This window comes from Pseudomonas sp. MWU13-3659 (assembly GCF_023757525.1).
In the GTDB taxonomy this organism is placed as follows: Bacteria; Pseudomonadota; Gammaproteobacteria; order Pseudomonadales; family Pseudomonadaceae; genus Aquipseudomonas; species Aquipseudomonas entomophila_E.
In genome coordinates this window covers 121,187-143,134 of the sequence record NZ_JAMSHW010000004.1, presented here as the reverse complement: position 1 = coordinate 143,134, position 21,948 = coordinate 121,187, and the positions used below count along the sequence as shown (strand labels likewise).

Sequence of the window (21,948 nt, the reverse complement as noted above, 5' to 3'; positions counted from 1 at the left end):
CTAAGTGCCTGTCACTGGGCGTCGCTCGCCCGCTCGGGGTTGGAGTGTCACGTCGGTGAAACAGCCCTGCAAGCCCGTTTGAGGGGGTAAACACTCCTCCAGGCTCAAATTGCCCGGGCGTCTGTCTCAACGCTGATACAGCAGATTCCTGGCACCCTCACCTTTCAAGCACAACCCTTTGATTCTCATGAAATAACAAAAACCGGCACATCTTCTGCTTTCTTCCCGGCAACGCTGAGCAGGGCCAGCGACCTGAAGAAGGAATTGCCATCGTGAGGACACCGAAAAAAGGCATCAATAGCCTCCTGCTGGTCGGTTGCGCACTGGCCTGCGGCGTGAGCGCGCCCGTGTACGCCGACAACGGCATCATCGTCATCACCCGTGATGTGCAACCGCGCATCGCCACCACCCGCCCCATGGCTCCCGACCCCTACCCGACCACCGCCAACGCCAACCCGTCCGCGCACATCCTCACCCAGACCAACGAGTTGAGTGATGGTGACTTTGCCGGCATCAGCAGTGGTTCGGGCATCAGCACCCTGATCACCCAGCAGACCAACAACATGGGTGCAAACATCAGCACCCAGAGCCAGTTGCCGAACCTGGCCGGAGGGCGCGGCGCCGGGTCCGGCGGCAACGGCATCTCCAACATGGTCAACTCCGGCGTGCAAAAGGGCATGGGCGCGCTGAATATCCTGACCGGAGGCCAGTAACATGAAGCCCACCGTGTTGATTCTGGCCGCGCTGTGCAGTGCGTCGGCTTTTGCCCAGGGCCCGGTAGTCAACAACGCCGACATCGACAACTCCGGGGCCCAGTACCAGGGCAACGTCGGTGTCAACCAGGCCGCCGGCGACCAGCAGCAACAAGCCAACGCCCGGGCCTTCGCCATTGGCCATGACGCCAACGCCAGCACCCAGATCCGCCAGCGGCTGCGCAGCCAGGTCGACCCCGCCATCGACGCCCAGGCCAACATCAAGGGTGATTCGTTCAGCCACGGCAGTGGCGCACTGGGTGTCAACCAGAGCGCCGGTGCCGCCAACCAGCAAGCCAACGCACTGCGCATCAGCATCAGTGCCCAGCCGCAAAGCATCGACGACAGCGTCCTTCTGCAACAGAACGTGGCGCTGATCAACAGCTCCGATCCAACTGATCTCGCACCCGGCCATCGCCAGGTCACCACCAGTGACCAGGCATTCACCGGTAGCCGTGGGGTGGTTCAGTTGAATCAGAGCGCCGGGGTGGGGAACCAGACGGCTAACACCCTGAGCGTACGGGTCGCCAATTGACCCAAACAGGTAAGAACAACACTTAACCTAAAATAAAGTACGGAGAATCACCATGAAACCCTCGATGGCACTCAAGCCTCTGGTTTTCGCAATTGCTGCGGTCATGGCTGTTGCTGTACAAGCTGGGCAGAATGATCGGCGTGGCAACCACCACGGTCACTATGACCCACCTCCAACCAAAGTAAGCGTCACCGCCACTGCAAAGGCGACTGACACGCAAAGAAGTACCAACAACAAGATCAAGAATGAAGGCACCCTCAACAATGCCGAGATGAGCAGCTCCGCCGCAGGCGCAAGCGGCAACGTCGGTGTCAACGTGGCGGCCGGTAACGGCAACCAACAAGACAACGCCGCCGCCATCGCCAACGCCGGCTCCGATCTGGGCAGCCTGGACAACGCCTTCGTCTTCGGCAATGCCACCGCAACCGCCAAAGTCACCCAGACCAGCAGCAACAACAAGGTCTACAACTGGTCGACCCAGAACTCCGCCGTCATGAGTGGTTCGGGTGATGGCAGCAGCGGCAACGTGGGTATCAACATTGCCGGTGGTGATCTCAACCAGCAGAAAAACACCATGGCCATTGCCAACAGCAATGCCGCCCTGGGTAACGCCACGGCCACTGCCTCCGCCGACCAGAATGGCCCTGGCCTGACAGTGGAAAACAACGCCGACCGCACCTACCGTGTGGACACGCTGACCTTCACCACCACGAAGAGCGGCTCGTCCTCGCGTAGCGGTTCGTTCGACGCCAGTGTCGACAAGAACTCGAGCTCCAGCTTCAGCGTAGCGGGCAACAGCAGCAGCAGCGCCAGCGGCTCCCACAGCAGCAGCTCGAGTGGTTCGAGCAGCAGCAACGCCAGTGGCTCGCACAGCAGCAGCGCCAGCGGCTCCAACGACTGGGCTGCCAATGGTTCCAGCAGCTCGAATGCCAGTGGTTCGTCGAGCCGCGACCACAGCTCGTCGTCTAGCGCTTCGCTGAACGCCTCGCTGGATGCCAGCGCTTCGGGCAGTGCTTCTTCGTCCGAAACTGCCGGTCGCTTCACCCGCTCTCGCAGCGCCGAGTTCGATGCTTCTCTGAACGCCTCGCTCGATGCGTCGATCGACAAGTCGCACGAGTCGTCCAGCAACTCGTCCTACGACAAGTCCCGTGATTCGTCGTTCGACAAGTCGTTCAGCTCTTCGTATGACCGCAGCCGTGACTCGTCGTATGACAAGTCTCGCGATTCTTCGTACGAAAAAGCCCACGAGTCGGCATGGGACAAAGCCAGCGCTTCGGCCTACGAGAAGTCCGGCGAGAAAGCTTCGCAGTCTTCGGACAGCATCTCGAAGAGCTACAACGAAGCTAGCGATTTCTCGCTTAGCAACTCCGTCTCGTTCCAAGTGCTGACCCCGACCGGCTGGGCCAACCCTGTGACCAACACTGCAACCCTGAGCGGTTCGGTGAATGGTGGCAGCGGCAACCTGGGCGTCAACGTGGCAGCCGGTGTGGGCAACCAGCAGAGCAACTCGCTGGCCATCTCCAACACCTCGATGTAACAGCCGTGGCCTGGAGGCCCCCTTCGGGGGGCCTTCTTCACGAGGGAACCAGGGGGGACAGGGAAAATGCGCATCATCGCCTTGGTATTTTTACTGTGCGTGGCCAGTGTGAGCGAGGCCGCCCAGATGCCGCTGTCCGTACTGCCGGGTGGCGCCATGATCTACAAGCCCGTGCAAAGCATCCGCGAGCGTAAATTCGTCGACCTGGTCCAGCAGAAGACCGACTTCAGCTGCGGCGCCGCGGCGCTGGCGACCATCCTGCGCCAGGCCTACTGGCTCGACGTCGATGAAGAACACATCATCAAGGGCATGCTCGAACATGCTGATCAGGACATGGTGCGGGTCCAGGGCTTCTCCATGCTGGACATGAAACGCTACGTGGAAAGCCTCGGCATGCGTGCCCGCGGTTACCGGGTGGCCCCCGAAACCTTGAACAGCATCCGCATTCCCGTGGTGGTCCTGATGGACATCCGCGGCTACAAGCACTTCGTGGTCATGCAGCGGGTCGAAAAAGGCTGGGTCTATATCGGCGACCCGGTGCTCGGCCACAAACGCTTCAAGGTCGACGACTTCGTCAAAGGCTGGAACGGCATCATCTTCGCCGTCATCGGCCAGGGCTACGACAAGAGCAATGCCTTGCTCGACCCACCACTGCCGCTGTCCGCCAAGAACCGCATCAATAACTTCACCCCGGTGCAAGACGCTGAGCTGGTCGATTTCGGCTTCATTCGCAGCGACTTCTTCTGATGAAAAGGAGCACCACGCTCCGGGAGCATCCCATGAACACACGCATCTGGCTGGCACTGGCGTGCCTGGCCGCCAGCCTGTCGACCCAGGCAGAGACCTTCAAGCCCATCGAGCTGAAGGACCAGGAACTGGCCAACCTGCGCGGCCGCTACGTGTTGCCGGGGCGCATCGTCAGTTTCGGCATCGTCATGACCAGCACCTGGCAGAACGCCAACGGTGAGGTGATCGGCGCCACGTCCTCGATGCAGATCCAGCATTCGACCATCACGCCGCAGTTCTATGTGTCGATGATCAATGAGAAGGGCAATGGCGCCTCCTCGTCGCAAAGCACCGGGACTGGCAGCGTGACCGGTGGCAGTGGCCTGAACACCACCCAGGGCGTCACCCAGGTCGTGCGCGCCGCCGGCGACTTCAACGCGGCGCAGAACAATGTCGACATCAACGTCACCAAAGGCAACGAGGCGCCCACGACGCAACCTCAGGGCCAGCTTCTGGCAGCAGGCTCGACCGTGATGGGCAGCAACGGCGCAGGCACACTGAGCGTTTCCGCGAGCAATTCGGGGCTGCAACTCAATATCGATGCCGGCAACAACCAGGGCAGCAGCCTGCAGCGCCTGGCCCAGGGTGGACTGATGCAGAACACCACCTTGCTGGGCTCCGGCAACCGGGTGAACAACCTGACCTCCCTGAATATCGTATTGCGCGACGGTGCGGCGGCAGCCGGATCGGTCGGTACCAATCTTGACCAGCTCAAAGGCCTACGCACTTCCGGATACTGATCTACGCTGAGTCTCATCTTTTGTAGTCAGAAGGGACGGCTAACTCATGCACCGATTGTCAACACTCAGAGCTATTGTCTGTTTGAGTACCCTGGCCCCGGCCAGTTTGCTGCACGCGGCAACGGACCCGCAGGTCGAAGCGCTGAAACAGGAACTTATCCAGTTGAAACAGCGCTACGAGGCACAACAGAACGCGCTGATGGTGTTGGAGCAAAGGCTTCGCCAGGTCGAAGAAACACCGGCAGCAGCGCCACCCAAACGCCTGGTGCGGTCCCCAGCGGAGAAGGCCAAGGGCGCACAGACCGTGGCTTCTGGGGCACCAGGCGCCTCTGGCAGCTCTTATGGCCAGTCGCTAAAGGATGACTCGGAGCCCGCACAGAGCGTGTCCAACCTGTATGACGAAGCCAGCGGCTTCTTCGGCGGCGGCAAGTTCAGTGTCGAAACCGGGCTTACCTACTCGCGCTACGACACCCAGGCGCTGGTGCTCAACGGTTTCCTGGCGCTGGACTCGATCTTCCTCGGCAACATCAACATCGACCGCATCAAGGCGGATGTCTGGACGCTGGACCTGACCGCCCGCTACAACGTCGACCAGCGTTGGCAATTCGACGTCAACGTTCCGATCGTCTATCGCGAGTCCACCTATTCCTCCGGCGGTGTGCAAGGCTCGGGCAAGAACGCCTCCGACGCCAGTGTTACTCGCGACCCCGAGATCGGCGATGTCAACTTCGGCGTTGCCTACAAGTTCATCGATGAATCGGAAAACTGGCCAGACGCCGTTGCAACGCTGCGCGTGAAGGCCCCGACCGGCAAGGATCCCTACGGTATCAAGCTGATCCAGGCCGACCCCTCCAACGACAACCTGTTCGTGCCCGAAAGCCTGCCCACCGGCAATGGTGTCTGGGCGATCACGCCCGGCATCTCGCTGGTCAAGACCTTCGACCCGGCCGTACTGTTCGGTAGCCTGTCCTACACCTACAACATGCAGGACTCGTTCAGCGACATCAGCCCCGCGATCAACACCAAGGTGGGGGGTGACGTGAAACTCGGCGACTCCTGGCAGGTTGGCGGTGGTATCGCATTCGCCCTGAACGAGAAGATGAGCATGTCGTTCTCGGTCACCGACCAGTTCGCCCGCAAGAGCAAGATCAAGCAGGACGGCGGCGACTGGCAATCGATCACCAACAGCGACTACAACGCCGCGAACTTCAACGTTGGCCTGACCTTCGCCGCCTCCAACAACCTGACCATCGTGCCCAACCTGTCCATCGGCCTTACCGAGGACGCGCCGGACTTCTCCTTCAGCCTGAAATTCCCCTACTACTTCTGACCTTGCCAGTTGAATGGGCCTGCAGCGCGGGCCCGTCATTTGGTTACCAGCTTTGTCCTACAGACGCTGCGTATGCGTGGCCTGATATCATTCGGCACATTTATGTGACGATTTGATGGCAAGAAGGAACGCTTACGTGAGAAACATGCTTGGCCACCCCCGCGCCCGGTTGCTCGCCCTGGCCACGCTGGTGCTGGCCATTCCCCTGGCAACCCGCGCCCTGCTGGGCTGGTCCGACCCGCTGGGGTACCTGTCCGACCTGGCAATCGGCAGCCTGCTGGTGCTGCTGTTGCAGCGTGCGCCACTGTGGCTGGCGCTGCCCGTGATACTGGCCTGGGCCGGCCTGCTGATCGCCTCTGCCGAACTGGTCAGCGCGGTCGGGCGCCTGCCCAACCAGGCGGACCTCACCTACCTGTTCGATCCGCAGTTCATGGAGAACTCCACCGGCGGCGCGCTGGCCAGGCCCTGGTTGCCATGGCTGCTGGCGGGTGCCCTGCTCGCCTGGCTGGCAACCGCCTGCTTCGGTACGCGTCAAGGCGCAGCCCTGCCGCGCAAGGCCTGGGCCGTACCGGCAGTCTTGCTGACGATGCATTGGGGCAGCCAGCAGCTCGCGCCGTCGGAGGCCGATCAATGGCGCCAATACAACCTGCCACACCAGCTGCTCTCAGCGGCAGCGGGCCAGTTGCAGCAGCGGGCCCAGGTGCTGGTCGCGGGGGAAACACCCGTCACACCGCTACCCATTGCCGGCCTCACCCAGACCGACCTGCACGGCCAGCGGTTGTTCGACGGCCCGGGCGCGGCGCGCAACCTGCTGATCATCACCGTCGAAGGTATCCCGGGCACTTATGTTCGAGCGAACCGCCAGGCGGTGGGTAGCCCGTTCGACGAAGAGCTCATGCCCAACCTCAGCCGCTGGGCCGAACGCGGCATGAACACGCCGGACTACGTGTTGCACACCCACCAGACCATTCGCGGCCTGTACGCCATGCTCTGTGGCGACTACGACAAGTTGGCCAACGGCACCCCGAAAGGTGTCGAGCTGCTGACCCAGGACGTTCGCAATCAGGCCTGCCTGCCCGCGCAATTGCGCCAGGCCGGTTTCAGCACCCATTACCTGCAAGGGGCCGGGCTGCGCTTCATGGCCAAGGACCGAATCATGCCGCACATCGGTTTCGACCAAGTGCACGGCCTCGAGTGGTTCAACAACGCGAACTACCTGGAGTTCCCCTGGGGCAAGGACGACCGTGCGTTCTTCGAAGGCGCCCTGGACTACGTGGGCGAGCTGCGCAAGCAGCCGCAACCCTGGATGCTCACCCTGCTGACCGTGGGCACCCACCAACCCTACTCCGCACCCGACGACTACCTGCAACGCCATGCCACCGCCAAGCAGGCCGCCGTCGCCTACCTTGACGACGCCCTGGGCAGCTTTCTCGACGCACTGGAACGCGAAGGGGTGTTGAAAGACACCCTGGTGGTCGTCACCTCGGACGAGTCCCACGGCATCGACGGCGTACGTCTGGCCTCTTCGTGGGGCTTCAACCTTACCCTGGCGCCTGAGCAAGGGCAGCTGCCCAGACTCAACCGAGGCACCTACGGCCATGTAGACCTGACCGCCTCGCTGCTCGACTACTTCACCCTGCCGATCCCGGCAGCGCTGGCGGGGCGTTCGTTGTACCGCGATTACGACACCGGCCGCGAAATGATCGCCTACACCAACGGTGTGCTGCGCTACCACGACGGCCAAGGCACGTTCAGCGAATGCGATTTCCAGCAACGCTGCCGGCGCTACGCCAGCGATGGCTTCATCACCCGTCAGGCCCGCTTTCTGGGCCATGGCGAACACACCCTCGGCCCGCAGATCAACTTGCTGGCCGCCACCCTCGACCAGTCGCTGCTGAACACCCCGCTCAACCTGCGCTACCAGTTCGGCGGCCCTGCGCCCATCGCGTTGCAGGACCGCATTCGTGACGACTGGGCGGACAACCTCATCGGTGCGCAATACCTGGAAATGCCCGAGGGCTCGCGTACCCGGGTGCGCGTCAAGATTCGGGCGCTCGACCCAAATCACGAAGCCTATATTCAGTTGAAGGCCAAGGAACGTGAGCAGGATGTCGCGCTGGGGCTGCCCGAGGAAGTGCGGGTAACGGCCGACCAGCCACTGGAAATGGAGTTCGACTTCGACAACCCGACCGAGCGCAAGGCGTTCTCTTTCCACCTGCTGGGCTACGGGGGCGGAGAGGTCGAGGTGAGTGACTTCAGCGTGATCACCGCGCTGCCAGGCGAGGAAGAAACGTTGGAAGAACGCGTGGACGGGCATATCGCCCAGTCCACCTGATGGCGACTGCCTTGCTGCGTTCTTGAGATCGAGCACCGCATACGCGGTGCATCGCGGATGAATCCGCACCTACACGAAAAACAAACGCCAAGCCACGTTGCAATGTTGTAGCAGCGGCCTTAGCCGCGATGCGCCGCCCGGGCGGCGCTCGACCTCATTGAAAGGGCTGGCTCTCGACATCAGTAGTAAGAGCGCTTCTGCGGCTCCGCCTTGTTCAACACCGCACCGATCAGGTTGGCCGTGGCCAGGTGATACAGGCAGTCCTCGATCTCCTTCTTGCTGTTCACGCCGTTGGCGACCACCAGTAACACGCAGTCGAACTTGGGCAGCACGGTGATCGCATCATCGGAACTGAGCAGCGGCGGCAAGTCGAAAATGCAGATACGCGACTCGTAACGTTCGCGCAGGTCGCTGATCAGGTTGCTCACTTTCGGGGAAGACAGCATCTCCGTGGACAACGGGATCGGCTCACGCGTCGGCAGTACCACGAAACGCGGCAAGGTCGGGTTGACCATCACCTCTTCGAGCCCCGACTTGCCGGCCAGCAGCTCATTGAGCGCCTTGTCCATCGGCAGCCCCAAGGCGCTGCCGACTCTCGGGCGACGCAGGTCGAAATCCACCAGCAACGCAGTCTTGGTCGTGTGGTGAGCGATGCTCATGGCCAGGTTGATCGACAGCACCGTCTTGCCGGCCTCGGGCGTCGGCGATGTGATCGCCAGGGTACGCCACCCCTTCTCTTCCATGGTCTGCAGGATCTGCGTGCGCAGCAGGTCGAATGCCCAGCTCATGTTCGAGTTCTTGTTGTAGGCCACGATTCGATTGCGCTCCAGATGCTCCGCGCGCAGAGGCACGACCTTGGTCTGCACATAATCGAAGGGGCCCAGCAGTTCATGCTGCTCCACCAGTGGCACGGGCTGCGGCGTCTCCGAGGCACCCGGTGAAACCTGATGAAGGTTCTTTCCAACAACCGGCGTAATCCTGTCCATCGTGACTTTCCCTATGCAAACCGAGCCATGGCTTTGAACAGCAGAACATCAAGCGGCATATAGAACAGGTGGACGACCACCAGCAGAATAGCCGCCAGCAGAATACCCACGCTGACCAGCATCACCCGCCATTTCCTGCGCCGAGCCAGATCCGCCTGGGTAGAGATGTAGGGAACAGCGACCAGCACACGTTTACCCAAGACGCTCTCCAAGGCCCCCACGCCGCGTATGCGCTGGTTCAGCAACTCCAGCAGCATGACCAATGCACCACCACCGGCCGGTGCCAGCACCAGGCCAAGGGCGACGATTTTCTTGCGATTGGGCTTGACCGGCTTTTCGGGCATCAGCGGGGGCTCGAGCAGCACGAAGCGTTCAGCCTTGTTTTCCTGCTCCAGGCTCTCGGTGATCTTGGCGCCCATTTCCTTGGCGCGGATTTCCTCGTACTTCTTGCGTGCGTTGTCGTGATCGCGCATCAAGGTGACCAGGCCACGTTCGACCTGTGGCGCTTCGAGAATCTGCGCCTCGTAGCTCTCCATCTTCTTGGTCAGCTCGCGCTTTTGCTGGGCCAACGAAGCGATCGTGTCCTGCGCCGCGACAATCTTGGCGCGGGCCCGGGCCACGTCGAGGCTGACCGATGCCGCCGCCAGGCCCTTGCCGTCGGTGGCGCCCTCAAGCGCTTGGATCTTGCGCTGAATCGCGACCACGTCAGGGTGTGCCGGGGTGTACTTGGTCAGCAACCGGGTGTACTCGGCCTTGAGGCTGCCCAAGTCCTGCGGCTGCTCGGCGGCCGAGGGGCGAGTGCCGTCGGGGCGCGTGGCCAGCCCCGCGTTCGCCGCCGAGAGTTCGAGCTCCAGGTAGCGCAGCTCTTCCTGGGCATTCTTGTAGTCGCGGTCCACTTCCCGGAACTCCAGCTCCGAGCGCGACAACATGCTCATGCGCAGCGACTGGTTCTCGGGCAAGGCATTGGCGTGAGCCTGTTTGAAGTCCGCCAGCTGGTTTTCCAGCGTGGCCAACTCGGTACCCAGCTTGTCGGCTTCCTGGGTCAGGAATTCGGTGGTTTCACTGGCGCGCTCGGTACGCTGCTTCATGTTCTCGTTGAGGAACAACGTCACCAGTTCGTTGGCCACTTCCTTGGCGACTTCCGGACGCTTGTGCTCGAACGACACGCTGAACGCCACGGTGGTCTCGCCCCGCCCCTTGACGAAGGTGCTGAGGGTGGTCACGACGATGGCGTTGCGCATCTGGTCGATCTTGTCGGCTTCGCTGAATTGCCGGCCCTTGTCAGCGAACAGGTTGTACTTGTCGATGATCTGCAGCAGGTTCTCGCGGGTCATGACCCGTTGGCGGATGACCTCGATACGTTCATCGGCGAAACTGTTGTTGTTGGCCGACACCAGCTCCGGAGAGATCTGCTGCGACTCGACCAGGATGGTGCCAGTCGATTGATAGACTGGCGGCACGGTGACCGCCACACCCACCGTCGCCGCCAGTATGACCACCGCCGTCACCCCCAGCAGCAGGGCCCGGTCCTTGATGATGGCGATGTAGTCTTTCAGGGACAGCTCGTATTCAGATTTCATGGCGGCCACCCAACTGAGGATTCAGAGGTCGGGAAATCTATAAGTCAGCGTCAGTCCAGCGATCGTAGCTTGGGCATCGGGCGAGCCATTTTGTTGGCGCTCCTTGTACATCAACGATAGGCGCAGATCCCAAAAAGGCGAGAATTGTCGACTACCCCAGATGCTGTAGGTCTGCAGCGTGTTCGGTGTCTGCCCCTTGCTGTCCTGCCAGGCCGCGTCGACACCCACACGGTTGAGCTCGCTGAGCGCGTAGCTCCAACTGCCCCGGATCATGTCGAGTTCAGCGAAACCACCCTCGGCGCTGGCGACGGTGCTGCGCTCGGCACTGAGGCTGGCGTCGGTGCGCAGGCCTCGGTAATTGAGCAACACCCCCCCTTCTCCGCGGCGCTGGCCAGAACCGGATACCTGGCTGACGCCAAGATGCACGATACTTTCCAGTTGATCGGAGAACTGGTACTTCATGCCGATGGTCGGCGTGTAACTGTTGGTGGCGACAGCCCCCGCGCTGGTCTGCTCCGGCTCATAGCGCCGCACCCGCATGCTGCTGAAGACGTCGGTGCGCTCGTTCCAGGCATAGGTGTACTTGAGCGTGTTCGCGTACTCGTCGAAGCCGGTCAGCGAGGTGATGTCATAGCGCGCGTGGTTGTAGGTGGTTTCGTTGTCCAGGGTGCTGCGCTCGGTGAGCGCATAGCTCCAGTCCGCAGTCAGCGTGCTCAGTTTCTGCGTGCCGTCGGTGGTCACCACGCCGGTGTCGAGCACGGTGCCGGAAAGGGTCGAACTTTCGATGTACTGCCCACTCAAGCCGAAATGCCCGCGTTCGGTCTCCCGCCGCCAGCCCAGGCTGAGGTCGGGGTCCTCGCGATTGCCCAGCACGCGGGTGTCGGAGGAATGCAGCACGTGCGCCCCCAACCCCAGCCGCCACTCATCGCGGTCGAAGGTGCCGACTAGGCTATAACGTGGCTCGATGATCGTTCGCATCACACCCTTCTCGTCCGAGGTCAGGAGCAATGGGTTGCTGTCGTACTCGACGGTCGTGGGGACCACGAACGAGGATTGCCAGATGGACGCTTGGGCCAAGCCCGTGTACGGCAACATCAATAACGCTGTTGCAACACTTGTTGTTCGAATAATAGGCACTATGCGGTCTTAATAAGTCGAGCAGGCTCATGGGACGACCAAGGTGTCGCCCGCCTGGAGTTGAAAATTGGTGGAAAGGTCACGGCCGGAAACCAGGTCCTTGTAACGTACCGGCAGCACTTTTTGATCATTGCCCTGGATGCGAATCACCTTGATGTCGCTTACGTCCGCGAATTTGTCCAGTCCGCCCGACAGGCTCAACGCCTGGAGCACGGCGGTCGGGCCGGCCATTGGTACAGGGCCCGGTTTGATGACTTTGCCCTGGACATACACAACATTGCCGGCCGGGTTGATGATGTCGACACTGACATTCGGCTCGGCAAGGTAGGTTTTGAGCTTGACGCTGATCTTCTGTGCGGCCGTTGCAGCATCCAGCCCGGCGACATCGACCCGGCCAGCCAATGGGAAGGTGATGCTGCCGTCTGGAAGCACGGTGGTTTCCCGTCGCAGGGTATCCTCCTGCCAGACGGAAATCAGCACCTTGTCGCCGGGGCTCAACAGGTAAGGGGTTGTCGGTTCGTTGGCGCCAGATGCACCGGACCACAGCATCAGCACGCCCAGCAGGGGAAGCAGCAAACGCACCATGAGGGGTCCCTCCGGCCAACGGGTGGCCATGCAAAAGAGCACTGAACGAGAACAGCACACTACCTCTTCGCTCCGCTTTGCAGCCATACGGCTCGCTGCGGTGACCCCGATCATCCTGGAGGTCCGCTTGCCAGTTCAGCCACCACCCGAAAGTTAGGGTGCTGGCTGTTGATACTGGCTAGTGGAATATAGCAATCGCCCGGGATTTCTCAAGCGTTTGACAATACTGTCAGTCACCCTTGACCGTCGATTTGTCGACACCAGCCTGGGAAGGCGCTTGGATCGGGTCAAGCTCAAGCCTTCCAGGCAGGCGGTCAGATCCGTTTTCTATTCGCTACCGCGACAAAGCCGATGACGGCGAAGCCAAACAGCCAACCTGCCGTCGCCAGAGGAATGACACTGGACTGATTGATATAAGAATCGGCCGCTCGCGCTGCGCCACTAATAAGCACCAACAGGAAAATCGACTTGATGAACAGTGTCGAGCGCATATTCCCCTCCTGGAAAGAGGACAACCGTTGTAGGTGAGCGGTAGTTTCCATCGCTGGTAAATTGAGCTTATGGGCACAATGACATTACGTCAACGATCCGGCACCATAATAAAAATCAATCGGACATCATCGCACTCGTCAAAATCCCGCCAACAAATAATGCAACTGTCTTTCCACACAGCCAATGCATGAATCTTTTGACGAATACCAAAATAATCAAACATTCAAACACTTTTGCGTAGCAATCCTGTCAACGGTATGTCGTTATGATCCCTGCGTGGTACCTGACGGCGAACAATACGGTGTTTCATCGGCGAACATAAAAGCGAGAATGATTGTGCTTTTCGCTCATTATTTGACACGTTGCTGCCGCCATTGAAGCAGGTGCAAGAATCCGGCCTGCTCATGCTCCTGGCGTGGCTAATGCAAGCGTCTCAGGATGGCAACAAATCCAACGTGCGTTCGACTTCGTCGATATCGATCCTGAAACCTTCGCCCTCCGGTACGCCAACCACGAAGGCATAGTGCTGCTGGTCCCGGTCGGTCAGGTACTTGTAGTAGCTGACAAAACGGTTGGGCGGCTGCAACGCCAGCAAGGTGCAGCCTGCCTGCATGACGTTGACGCCATGGACCAGCTGGCTTCCTTCGACGCCGATCACCACCCTCGCCCCCGCACAGGCCGCGATGATCGCCGGGACATCGTTCTTCATCGGATCGATGACCCGAAAACCCCGGTGCTGGCGCAGGTGCTCGGCAATCTCCAGCTCGTTGCGCAGCAAACGCAAGTCACCGTCACTGCCGCGCAGGATGAACACGCCGGGATGCGGCGCATGCTCCACATGCGACAGCAGTTTGTCGCCCATGGCCCGGTAGCGCAGGTGCCGATTGCGGTTGTTGCTCAGGTCGTCGAACAACACCAGTTCGCGGATGAACGCACTGCGCAACCGCTGCGGCTTCATCCCCAGCCAATCTTCGTAGGCCGGCCCTTGGGTGAACAGCGGAAATCGTGTGGAGGGCGCGGTGGTGATCGGAATGCCCTCCTCGCATGCAAGGGCGTAGGTCGGGCAGTCCTCCATCAGCCAGGTGCCGAACCAGGTGTTGCCGTTCTGCGTGCAATAGGCCGCCGCACGTTCAAGCTCATGCTCGACGATGATCCGCGGGAACGTGCTTGGTTTCAGCGACAGCCAGTGGCTGGCGTCACCTTTGTACAGGGCGCCGTCGACCAGCCAGACATCCTTGATCAGATAGCCCCGTGTCGGGCCTTGCTCCGTTGTGATGCCGCCTTCCATCGTGCGCCCGGGGTGCACGTAGGGGTAGAAGCGCTTGCCTTCCCAGCCGGTCACCCGCTCCATCTGGTTGGGCAGGTAGAACGCCGGAGGCGAGAGCGTGGTTTCGCCCGGGGCGATATCCCAGCTTTTCGCCGCCACGCGCTTGATGTCCAGGTCTGCCTTGCGCGCGAGACGCTTCCTCGCCATGTACCTGTAGGCCGCGAGGGTCCAGGTATGCCGACTGGCTGCGGGCACTTCGCTGAGCTTCGTAATATCACTTTCCATGAGGCGTCCTCCCTTGAGGATGGCGTCGGTGAGCCGCACGGGGCTCAATTGGAAAAGATGCGTTCCATCGAGGGGGGCGACTGCAAATTGGCGTAACGCGTGCGCAGGGTCTCGAGGAACTGCTCGCCAGCGCGACCCGCGCCGTAGAGATAGATCTTGTGCAGGCCGCCAAAGACCATTTCGTGATAACGGTCGGCGACTTCCTCATCACTGGCTTCATCCGGCAACCCCAGGTGAAGCGTCAACTTTCTGCCTTCCACGGCGAACAGTGGCGTGTCCCAGAGGAACTGCGCCACGCCGGTCTTGGGCAGGCGCACGAACATGTAGGCGTGATTGCCCAGTGAGTCGATATCGCCACCACGCCTTCTCTTCCACTTCAACAACCCGTCATCCGGCCGTGCCAGGCACAGGCCAATGTCGTAATAGTCGAAACCGTTCTCCAGTGCCCACTCCAACGCCATGAAGGTGGTGATGGAGTTGACCTCGCGCAAGCGCTTGGCATCCGAAAACACCGCCTCGCAGTAGCCGAAGCGTAAAGTGCTCCAGTACCGTTTGCCGCCCCGGGTGATCTCGCACCCCAGGTGGCAGGCCACCACCTCTCCCTCGAAGGTGATCAGGTCGAGCCGCCCCACCCCCTTGGCCAGGCGAAATACGTCGTCGGTGGGAAACTGCGCCGCATGGATACCCTGGCGTGCCGTGGCATAAGGCCGTAGCAGGTCCCTGTCGGCCATGGCGATTTCTTCGTCGTCAAGGGTCTGGCGCATCTGGTACAGCGGCCGGTGCTTGCGAATGCTGCGACGCAGTTCGCTGTCGTAACGGGCGGTTATCTCGTCGAGGGAACGCCCCAGAGGCACCACGGCACTCAGGTAATGAGGCACGTTCAAGGCCCCTGACGTGGGCATTTCACTGACCACGACCACATGACCGGAGGCGGTCGAGCGGCTTTCGCCTTCCGCGACCGGCACATCCCCATGGGATTTCCCGCCGATCAACAACTTGGCCATGGCCCGTTGTTGTTTTCTACCGATGTAGAGAATTTCGTAGGGGCTTTCTTGCTGCAACTTGAACCTGGCGACTTCCCAACGCCAGAAGCAGGCGCGACTGAGCAGATCCCGCAGTTTGTTAGAAGCATTTCTTATTTCGAAGCGCAGGGAAGGTGATAGGAGTGTCCGGGCAATGGCCGCCAAGTGCGCTTTCATGTCTTCTCCGATGTCCATGCATGCTGCCGGTGGGGCAGATCAGAAAAAGTGGCTTACCCTTGGATATCGCACGTAATTATTTGATAAACATGACAAACACTTCGCAAGCAGTTCATATCCAGTAACAAGTAAAGATGCGCGACTCGACCTTGGCAAGCGGCCAATTGAGATCAATGCTGGTTTTTTAATGACGTCAAATTTTTTATCAGCGCGCTGGTGATTGTAAAACCACCGCTTATAGCTACTGCTTCGGTAGAGGTAACTTTTCTCTTATCACGTCCGATACTGAAAACACCCAGCGTTATGTGCTGCGATTACGCGAGGCTGATGGTGTCTGCTTGCCGCTTCCCTCGACAGGAGCAGCACAATGCCGAACGACATCCCCCACCAGTCGCTGTTGCAGCAACGCCTGCCCACCTGGGCACGCCAGGCCTGCGCCGAGCAATGGCGCCCCCTCACGAATGCGCTGGCACCCGCCCAGGGCACCGCCGAACAGCCCCCAGGCTGGTTCGCCAATACGGCGCCGGACCTGCGCGAGCAGGTACTGGACAGCCAATCCCGTCTCGCCCGATCCCAGCAGGCCCTGGCACGGGCGATCAAACCTCTGCGTCAGATCGCCGAGTTCGCCGAGCCTCTGCTCGCAGACCACTTGCACACGGAGCACGGTTTCGACCACTCCCTGCGCAATACCGAGCTGATCCGCATCCATCGCCGCTGGACCCACCAAGTGGATGTCGCTCGCCACGAGCGCAGCACGCTGCTGGAGGCCGCCCTGCACAACTTCGCCGGCAACGTCACCTTCGGCCGTGACAGCGCACTGGCACCCCGCGAAGGCATCCAGGTGAACACCACCACCGTGGTCGGCCAGACCACCCTCGGTGACAGCGAAACCTGGGTGGATATCGTCATGGCCTCGGAAACCTACACGATTGCTGCCCTGGGGCTGTCACCGGAGGACTTCGCCCGGACGTGCCGCGAGCTGGACCTGGGGCAGCGCTACCAGGATCACCTGGCGTCAGTGTTCGCGCCAGCCAAGGTTGCCAGGCACAGCAAGCAGGTACACAGGGACCGTCTGCGCCTGGCAGCAGATATCGCCTTCCTGCGCCATCACCTGACGGGGGCTGCGCTGGACACACTCAAGACGCTGCTCGACGGCGGCGTCGCCCTGCCTTGTGCCCAGCTGAGTCTGTTCGACATCCCCCTGCATGAAGTCCTGATCATGGATGCCGGTGAATCCGGCCTGCTGGTGAGCCTCCCCGAGCAGGACAAGGCGCTGCGCCAGTTCACCGACATGGACAGCCTGCACGAGCAACTTTGCGCTGACCTGCTCGATGCAGCGTTCCGACAACGGTTCCTCGACTATGTGCCCCGCCTGCAGCAAGCCGCGTTTCTCGACCGCCTGCAGCAGAACCTCGATGCCAACGGCAATTCGCCAACCGACCAGAATTGGCCACGTCGCGCCCAGGCAGACCTGCATATGGCGCAGCTGCCGGTCAAAGCGGAGGTTTTCGATTTTCTGCACAACGACCATGTAGCCCGTCTCAAGGCCGAAGCCCGACTGTTTGCCGTGCCCACCGCCGACGCGGATGAGCAGGAACGCAAGCGGCGCCTGGCGCTGTGGGAAAGCGCAGGCCTGGACGCGCTGATGATTGCCGGTCTATTCGTTCCCGCCGTGGGCACGTTCATGCTGGCGGTCACGGCCTTCCAACTGCTTGATCAAGCCTATGAAGGCTACGAAGCCTGGCATGCAGGCGACCGCCATCTGGCCTTGCGCCATCTTGAAGCGGTGAGCCTGAACCTCGGCCTGATGGCCGGGCTGCATGTGGCCGGCAAGGTCTTGCCCAGGCTTTTCAACAGCCCTTTGCTCGAAGGCCTCGATCCGGTAACCCTGGATGACAGCAGCCAGCGACTGTGCAAACCCGACTTGGCCCCCTATCAAAGCCCGGTCGAACTCCCCGAGACGGTGCAGCCCAACGCCAAGGGGCAATACCTGTACCAGGAACAGCACTTCATTCGCATCGAAGGAAAAACCTATCGCCAAGCACTGGACGGCTCCACGGGGCGCTGGCGAATCGTTCATCCAGAACAGAACGACGCCTACCGACCCTGGCTCGAACACAACGACGAAGGCACCTGGCACGTCGAACAGGAGGAGCCTCAGCGATGGAGCGATATCCAGTTGCTGCGTCGCCTGGGGCCCGGATTTGGCCTGGATGCACTCGACGACGCCGAGCTGCTGGAGGCCCTGGATATCAGCGGCGTCGATCGCGCTCACCTTCAGGAGGTTTACCTGGCGAACCAGCCGACACCCGCCCTGCTGGCTGACACCCTGGTGCGAATGGGAATGGCCAGACGCTTGCCCGCGCTGGGATCCGAAGCCCTTGAAAGCCTGTACGCAAGTCAGGCTGCAAGCACAATGGAACAGCACCTGATGCAGGCCTATCCGCGCCTGACCACCCCATTGGCTCGAAGATTGTTGGCACGTCTGTCGGCGCAGGAGCGCAGTGCCTGGGCCAAGGGTGATCAACTGCCGCAGTGGTTACTCACCCAAGCTGCCGAGACGCAAGGACAGCTACCGATCGTCCGCGCGATGGAAGGTCTTTACCGCCCGGCCCTGACCAGCCTCGACGGCGAGCGTCTTATGCTTGATTGCCTGGAGCGCTTGCCGGGTAACACCGGCGAACTGCGCATTGAACTGCGTCAGTCTCGACCGGACGGTAACCTGCTCGCCAGCGCCGGCCCCGAGCAGGCGCGCTGGCGGCGCGTGCTGATCAAGTCCACCGAGGGCTACGAGGTCTACAAAGACGATCGTCCTGTCGCCGGACACCAGCACCCTACGCTGCTCGATGCATTGCATGACGCCCTTCCCGAGGCCATGCGCGGGTCATTGCAAGTAGGCCGCCCCGAAGTCCTGGGCAACCTGATCCGACAGCAGGCCGTGCAATCGCGTAGTGAATGGCCACACCGCCTCTGGGGGCTGAAACGCCCGTCATTGCGTCATGGCCTGCGCGGCGGTACTCCGCTGACGGCACAATCGGTGCTGCAATCCCCACGTAATGCCTTGTTCGCCCGTTACCGCCGGCTATACCCAAGCGTCAGCGACACGCAGATCAGCTAAGTGTTTGCCAACTGGCGACAGCGGCTGATCGCACCAGAAGCCGAACTGCTTGCCCGTGAACGCTCACTGCGCGACTTGCGTGAGCGATTGGGCGCCTGGGCAGGCGAGATACCGCGCCGCCAGCGCGCGGTACGTGCCATCCTCAACGCTTGGCGACGCAACACCTTTGCATGGTTGATCGACGGTCGGGCGCTGCATAGCCTCGACCTGTCCGGGCTGGAGCTTGAAAACCACGATATCGCCGACCTTACGCTTGCCGACGGTTTCACGCACATCGAGGACCTGAACCTGAGTGACAACGCGGCACTCAGTCATCTGCCCGAACCACTGCTCAGCGCCTTCCCACGCCTCACGCGCTTGAGCCTTGGTAATTGCCGATTCACCCGCCCTCCACATGTCGCTGCGCCTTCACGATTGACCTGGCTGGACATGGAGTCCAATCGCGTGACCTGGGATGATCGCGCCCAGGCCGCGCTCGACCGCCTCTCCAAACTGGTACTGCTGGACCTGAGCGGTAATCCGCTGCTGCGCGCACCCGCACTCGACCGTTTGCCAAGCTTACGATCGCTGATGCTCAACAACTCGCACCTCAGTGCACTGCCCAGCGGTCTCGGGCAGCTGCGTCAGGCGCTGTTGCTGGACCTTTCCGGCAATACATTCGAGCGCCTGCCGAGAGGCTTCGAGGTCCCCTCCGAAGTCGGCAGCCCCCTTGCGTTGGAAAGTGATTGGCTGAACCCGGTGATACGCGAACAGATCGAGGACTATTACCAACAGCACGGTATCGACCTGCTGGTCAGCGATTTCGACTACCAGGAACTGTTGCGCGACGCCAGCCCTGCCCGGCTGCGCTTATGGCAAAAGCTGCCATTGCAGTACCGCCGGGGCATGCGCGAGATCCTGGAGTCCGCACAATTCGATCGCAATCCGACAGCCACTCGCGAGGCTGTCTGGCAGCGAATAGCCCGCATGGACAACGACCCGGCGTTCCTCCAGTACGCCCTTGAGCGACCAGCGATCGAGCTGCTCGACCTCTGACCCTCATGCGCCACGGCGGCGGCTTTCATTGGCCGCCAGCCACCGCGCCAGATCGACGGCGGGCATCGGCCGCCCGAACAGGAAGCCCTGGCCTTGGTCGCACCCTGCATTGCGCAGGAAGTCGAACTGGGCCTGGGTTTCGATACCTTCGGCGGTGATCCTGAAACCCAGGGCATGCCCCAGGTCGATGATTGCCCTGGCCACGGCCACGGCATCGTCGTCCTCGGGCAGGTCCTTGATGAAGGCACGGTCGATCTTCAAGTGGTCGATCGGCAAGGCCCTCAGGTAGGCGAGCGACGAGTAGCCGGTGCCGAAGTCGTCCACTGCCGTGGCCACGCCCATGGCCTGCAACTGGGCGAGCACCGCACAGGCTTGCTGCTGGCTCTCCATCAGCAGGCTTTCGGTGATTTCCACTTCCAGCAGGTTGGCCGGCAGGCCGTGGCGCTCCAGCGCCGACGCCAGGCTGGTGACGTAGTCGCTGCGCTCGATCTGCAACGCCGCCACATTGATCGCCAGCGGCCCAGGCAAGCCATCGCCGGCACGCCAGGCGGCCAGTTGGGCACAGGCCAGCTCCAGCACCCGCTCACCCAGCGGAATGATCAGGCCGGTGCGCTCGGCCAACGGAATGAACTCGGCCGGAGACACCAGGCCATGGTGCGGATCACGCCAGCGCAGCAGCGCCTCGACGCCTTCCAGTTGCCCACTGAAGAGGTCGACCTTGGGCTGGTACCACAGTTCGAACTCGTTGTGCTCCAGCGCCCTGCGCAGGTTGCGCTCCAGCTCAAGACGTTGCTGCAGGCGCTCGGTCATGTCCGGGTGGTACGGGCGCCAGGCGTTGCGCCCGCTCTCCTTGGCCGCGTACATGGCGGTGTCGGCGTGGCGCAGCAGGCTGTCAGCGTCTTCACCGTGCTGGGGGCTCCAGGCCAGTCCGATGCTGCCGGTGACCAAGGTGGCATTGCCGTTGAGATCGAACGGCCGCTGCAAGCAACGCAGCAAGGCACGGATCTGGTGCTGCACCTGCCCTTGGGCGCCCTGGAGCATGAACACGAACTCATCGCCGCCCAGGCGGCATACCCGATCCTGGCTGTGCAACTCCTGCAGGAAGCGCGCGGTAGCCTGCTGCAGCAGCAGGTCGCCCATGGGGTGGCCAAGGCTGTCGTTGACCTGCTTGAAACCGTCGATGTCGAGCATCAGCACCGCCAGGCCATGGTCCTGCAGGATGGCCTCGGTCAGTTGCTGCTGGAACAGCACCCGGTTGGGCAACCCGGTGATGGTGTCGTAGTGGGCCAGGCGCTCCAGCTGGGCCTGGTACTGGCGCAGTTCGCGGTTGCGCTGTTCAAGCAGACGCTGCTTGCGGTTGAGCTGGGCAACGAACAGGCTGAACAACCCGGTGCAGCTCAAGGCGAACAGGAACAGCGGCGAGGCGAACAAGTCGAGCCCCGCCGCGCTCGCCCGAGGCGCGGCCACCAACTGCCAGACACCCCCGGGTACATCGACGGTCATCTTCACCTGGGACTCTTCGAACAGCCGGGGGTCGCCCCAGATCAGCGCGCCATCGGCACCCTTGCCGTCGACACCGCGCACGGCCAGTTCGAACTCGGTGTCCGGGCGCAACCCGGCGCTGAGCAGCAGCCGGTCGATATCGGCCACGATCGACACATTGCCCCAATAGAACTGCACACCACGCTTGCCCGTGATGAACACCGGGCGCCGGTAGATCAGCGCCCTGCCGCCCTGGTACAGCTGCAAGGGGCCGGCCAGCACGGGCCGTGCCTGGTCGCGGGCCGACTGCAGGAGCGGGAACTGGTCCGGTAATTGGCGGTAGTCCAGCCCGATCAACCGTTCATTGCCCTGCATCGGGTAGACATCGAGGATCACATCCCCCGGCGCCAGCACGATATGGCGCATGTAAGGCATCGACTGCAAGGCATCGCGGGCCATGCCATGGAAATGCGCCGGGCTGATGCCGCCATCGGCGGCGATCAACTGGGCGATGCCTTCGGCTTCACCGAACGCGGCGCCCAGCTGTGCCTCCAGCGCCCCGCGCATCCCGGCCAGGCGCGCAGCAAGGTTACCCAACTGTTCGTTGCGTTCGCGCTGTGCATCGAGGTAGCCGAGGGCAACCGACAAGCCGATGCCGACCAGGGCGAAGCCGACCGGCAGCAAGCGGTTCAACGTTTGACGCAGCGCACCCGAAGTGGGCGGCAGCGCTTCATGGGGGAATTGGGAGAGGGTCATAGGCAGGCGAC

At 61.8% G+C, this 21,948-nt stretch carries 17 protein-coding genes; 9 read left to right on the top strand and 8 right to left on the bottom strand.

All coding sequences use genetic code 11. The features are described 5' to 3' along the window. Positions 1-272: 272 nt before the first annotated feature. The 7 genes from fapA (at position 273) to NGM28_RS07525 (ending at position 8,015) form a co-directional block, all read left to right on the top strand. Positions 273-713: a functional amyloid chaperone FapA gene (gene fapA / locus NGM28_RS07555; protein WP_240063057.1), complete on the top strand. Its 441-nt coding sequence runs from the start codon at positions 273-275 to the stop codon at positions 711-713. Between the two features lies 1 nt (position 714). Beyond that, positions 715-1,287, top strand: coding sequence for a fibril amyloid subunit FapB (fapB, locus tag NGM28_RS07550; protein WP_240063058.1), 573 nt, complete (start codon positions 715-717; stop codon positions 1,285-1,287). Between the two features lie 52 nt (positions 1,288-1,339). Then, positions 1,340-2,824 carry an amyloid-like fimbrin subunit FapC gene (gene fapC / locus NGM28_RS07545; protein WP_252089485.1) on the top strand — a complete coding sequence of 495 codons (1,485 nt, stop codon included), beginning with the start codon at positions 1,340-1,342 and terminating at the stop codon, positions 2,822-2,824. 66 nt (positions 2,825-2,890) lie between these two features. Beyond that, positions 2,891-3,571, top strand: a complete 681-nt coding sequence (gene fapD, locus NGM28_RS07540; RefSeq protein WP_240063060.1) for a fibril amyloid maturation endopeptidase FapD — start codon at positions 2,891-2,893, stop codon at positions 3,569-3,571. Between the two features lie 32 nt (positions 3,572-3,603). Further along, entirely contained in the window at positions 3,604-4,350 is a 747-nt protein-coding gene (fapE, locus tag NGM28_RS07535) for a fibril amyloid subunit FapE (protein WP_252089484.1), read from the top strand. Between the two features lie 46 nt (positions 4,351-4,396). Next, complete coding sequence (gene fapF / locus NGM28_RS07530) at positions 4,397-5,680, top strand: fibril amyloid transporter FapF (RefSeq protein ID WP_252089482.1); 1,284 nt, start codon at positions 4,397-4,399, stop codon at positions 5,678-5,680. 145 nt (positions 5,681-5,825) lie between these two features. Continuing rightward, complete coding sequence (locus NGM28_RS07525) at positions 5,826-8,015, top strand: LTA synthase family protein (protein ID WP_502943839.1); 2,190 nt, start codon at positions 5,826-5,828, stop codon at positions 8,013-8,015. Between the two features lie 179 nt (positions 8,016-8,194). Here NGM28_RS07525 and NGM28_RS07520 read toward each other — a convergent pair whose 3' ends face one another. The 7 genes from NGM28_RS07520 to NGM28_RS07490 all read right to left on the bottom strand — a co-directional run bounded on the left by NGM28_RS07520 (position 8,195) and on the right by NGM28_RS07490 (position 15,546). Then, positions 8,195-9,001 carry a CpsD/CapB family tyrosine-protein kinase gene (locus NGM28_RS07520; protein WP_044488146.1) on the bottom strand — a complete coding sequence of 269 codons (807 nt, stop codon included), beginning with the start codon at positions 8,999-9,001 and terminating at the stop codon, positions 8,195-8,197. Between the two features lie 11 nt (positions 9,002-9,012). Then, positions 9,013-10,581 carry a GumC family protein gene (locus NGM28_RS07515; RefSeq protein ID WP_240063064.1) on the bottom strand — a complete coding sequence of 523 codons (1,569 nt, stop codon included), beginning with the start codon at positions 10,579-10,581 and terminating at the stop codon, positions 9,013-9,015. Between the two features lie 21 nt (positions 10,582-10,602). Beyond that, a complete protein-coding gene (locus tag NGM28_RS07510; RefSeq protein ID WP_252089478.1) occupies positions 10,603-11,718 on the bottom strand; it encodes a hypothetical protein in 1,116 nt (371 codons plus the stop codon). A gap of 27 nt (positions 11,719-11,745) precedes the next feature. Continuing rightward, positions 11,746-12,303, bottom strand: coding sequence for a polysaccharide biosynthesis/export family protein (locus NGM28_RS07505; protein ID WP_252089475.1), 558 nt, complete (start codon positions 12,301-12,303; stop codon positions 11,746-11,748). Between the two features lie 314 nt (positions 12,304-12,617). Continuing rightward, positions 12,618-12,794 carry an EPS-associated small membrane protein EppA gene (gene eppA / locus NGM28_RS07500; protein ID WP_167535660.1) on the bottom strand — a complete coding sequence of 59 codons (177 nt, stop codon included), beginning with the start codon at positions 12,792-12,794 and terminating at the stop codon, positions 12,618-12,620. A 434-nt stretch (positions 12,795-13,228) separates the two neighbouring features. Beyond that, a complete protein-coding gene (locus NGM28_RS07495; RefSeq protein ID WP_252089472.1) occupies positions 13,229-14,347 on the bottom strand; it encodes a glycosyltransferase 61 family protein in 1,119 nt (372 codons plus the stop codon). Between the two features lie 44 nt (positions 14,348-14,391). Beyond that, the gene (locus NGM28_RS07490; protein ID WP_252089470.1) at positions 14,392-15,546 is read right to left on the bottom strand and encodes a GNAT family N-acetyltransferase; all 1,155 of its coding nucleotides are present in this window, start codon (positions 15,544-15,546) and stop codon (positions 14,392-14,394) included. Between the two features lie 367 nt (positions 15,547-15,913). On the opposite strand from NGM28_RS07490, the gene NGM28_RS07485 reads away from it, so the two are divergent. Both NGM28_RS07485 and NGM28_RS07480 read left to right on the top strand, forming a co-directional pair. Then, complete coding sequence (locus NGM28_RS07485) at positions 15,914-18,664, top strand: dermonecrotic toxin domain-containing protein (RefSeq protein WP_252089468.1); 2,751 nt, start codon at positions 15,914-15,916, stop codon at positions 18,662-18,664. Then, positions 18,665-19,699 carry a leucine-rich repeat domain-containing protein gene (locus NGM28_RS07480; RefSeq protein ID WP_252089467.1) on the top strand — a complete coding sequence of 345 codons (1,035 nt, stop codon included), beginning with the start codon at positions 18,665-18,667 and terminating at the stop codon, positions 19,697-19,699. A gap of 3 nt (positions 19,700-19,702) precedes the next feature. Here NGM28_RS07480 and NGM28_RS07475 read toward each other — a convergent pair whose 3' ends face one another. Then, complete coding sequence (locus NGM28_RS07475) at positions 19,703-21,937, bottom strand: putative bifunctional diguanylate cyclase/phosphodiesterase (RefSeq protein WP_252089466.1); 2,235 nt, start codon at positions 21,935-21,937, stop codon at positions 19,703-19,705. Between the last annotated feature and the right edge of the window lie 11 nt (positions 21,938-21,948).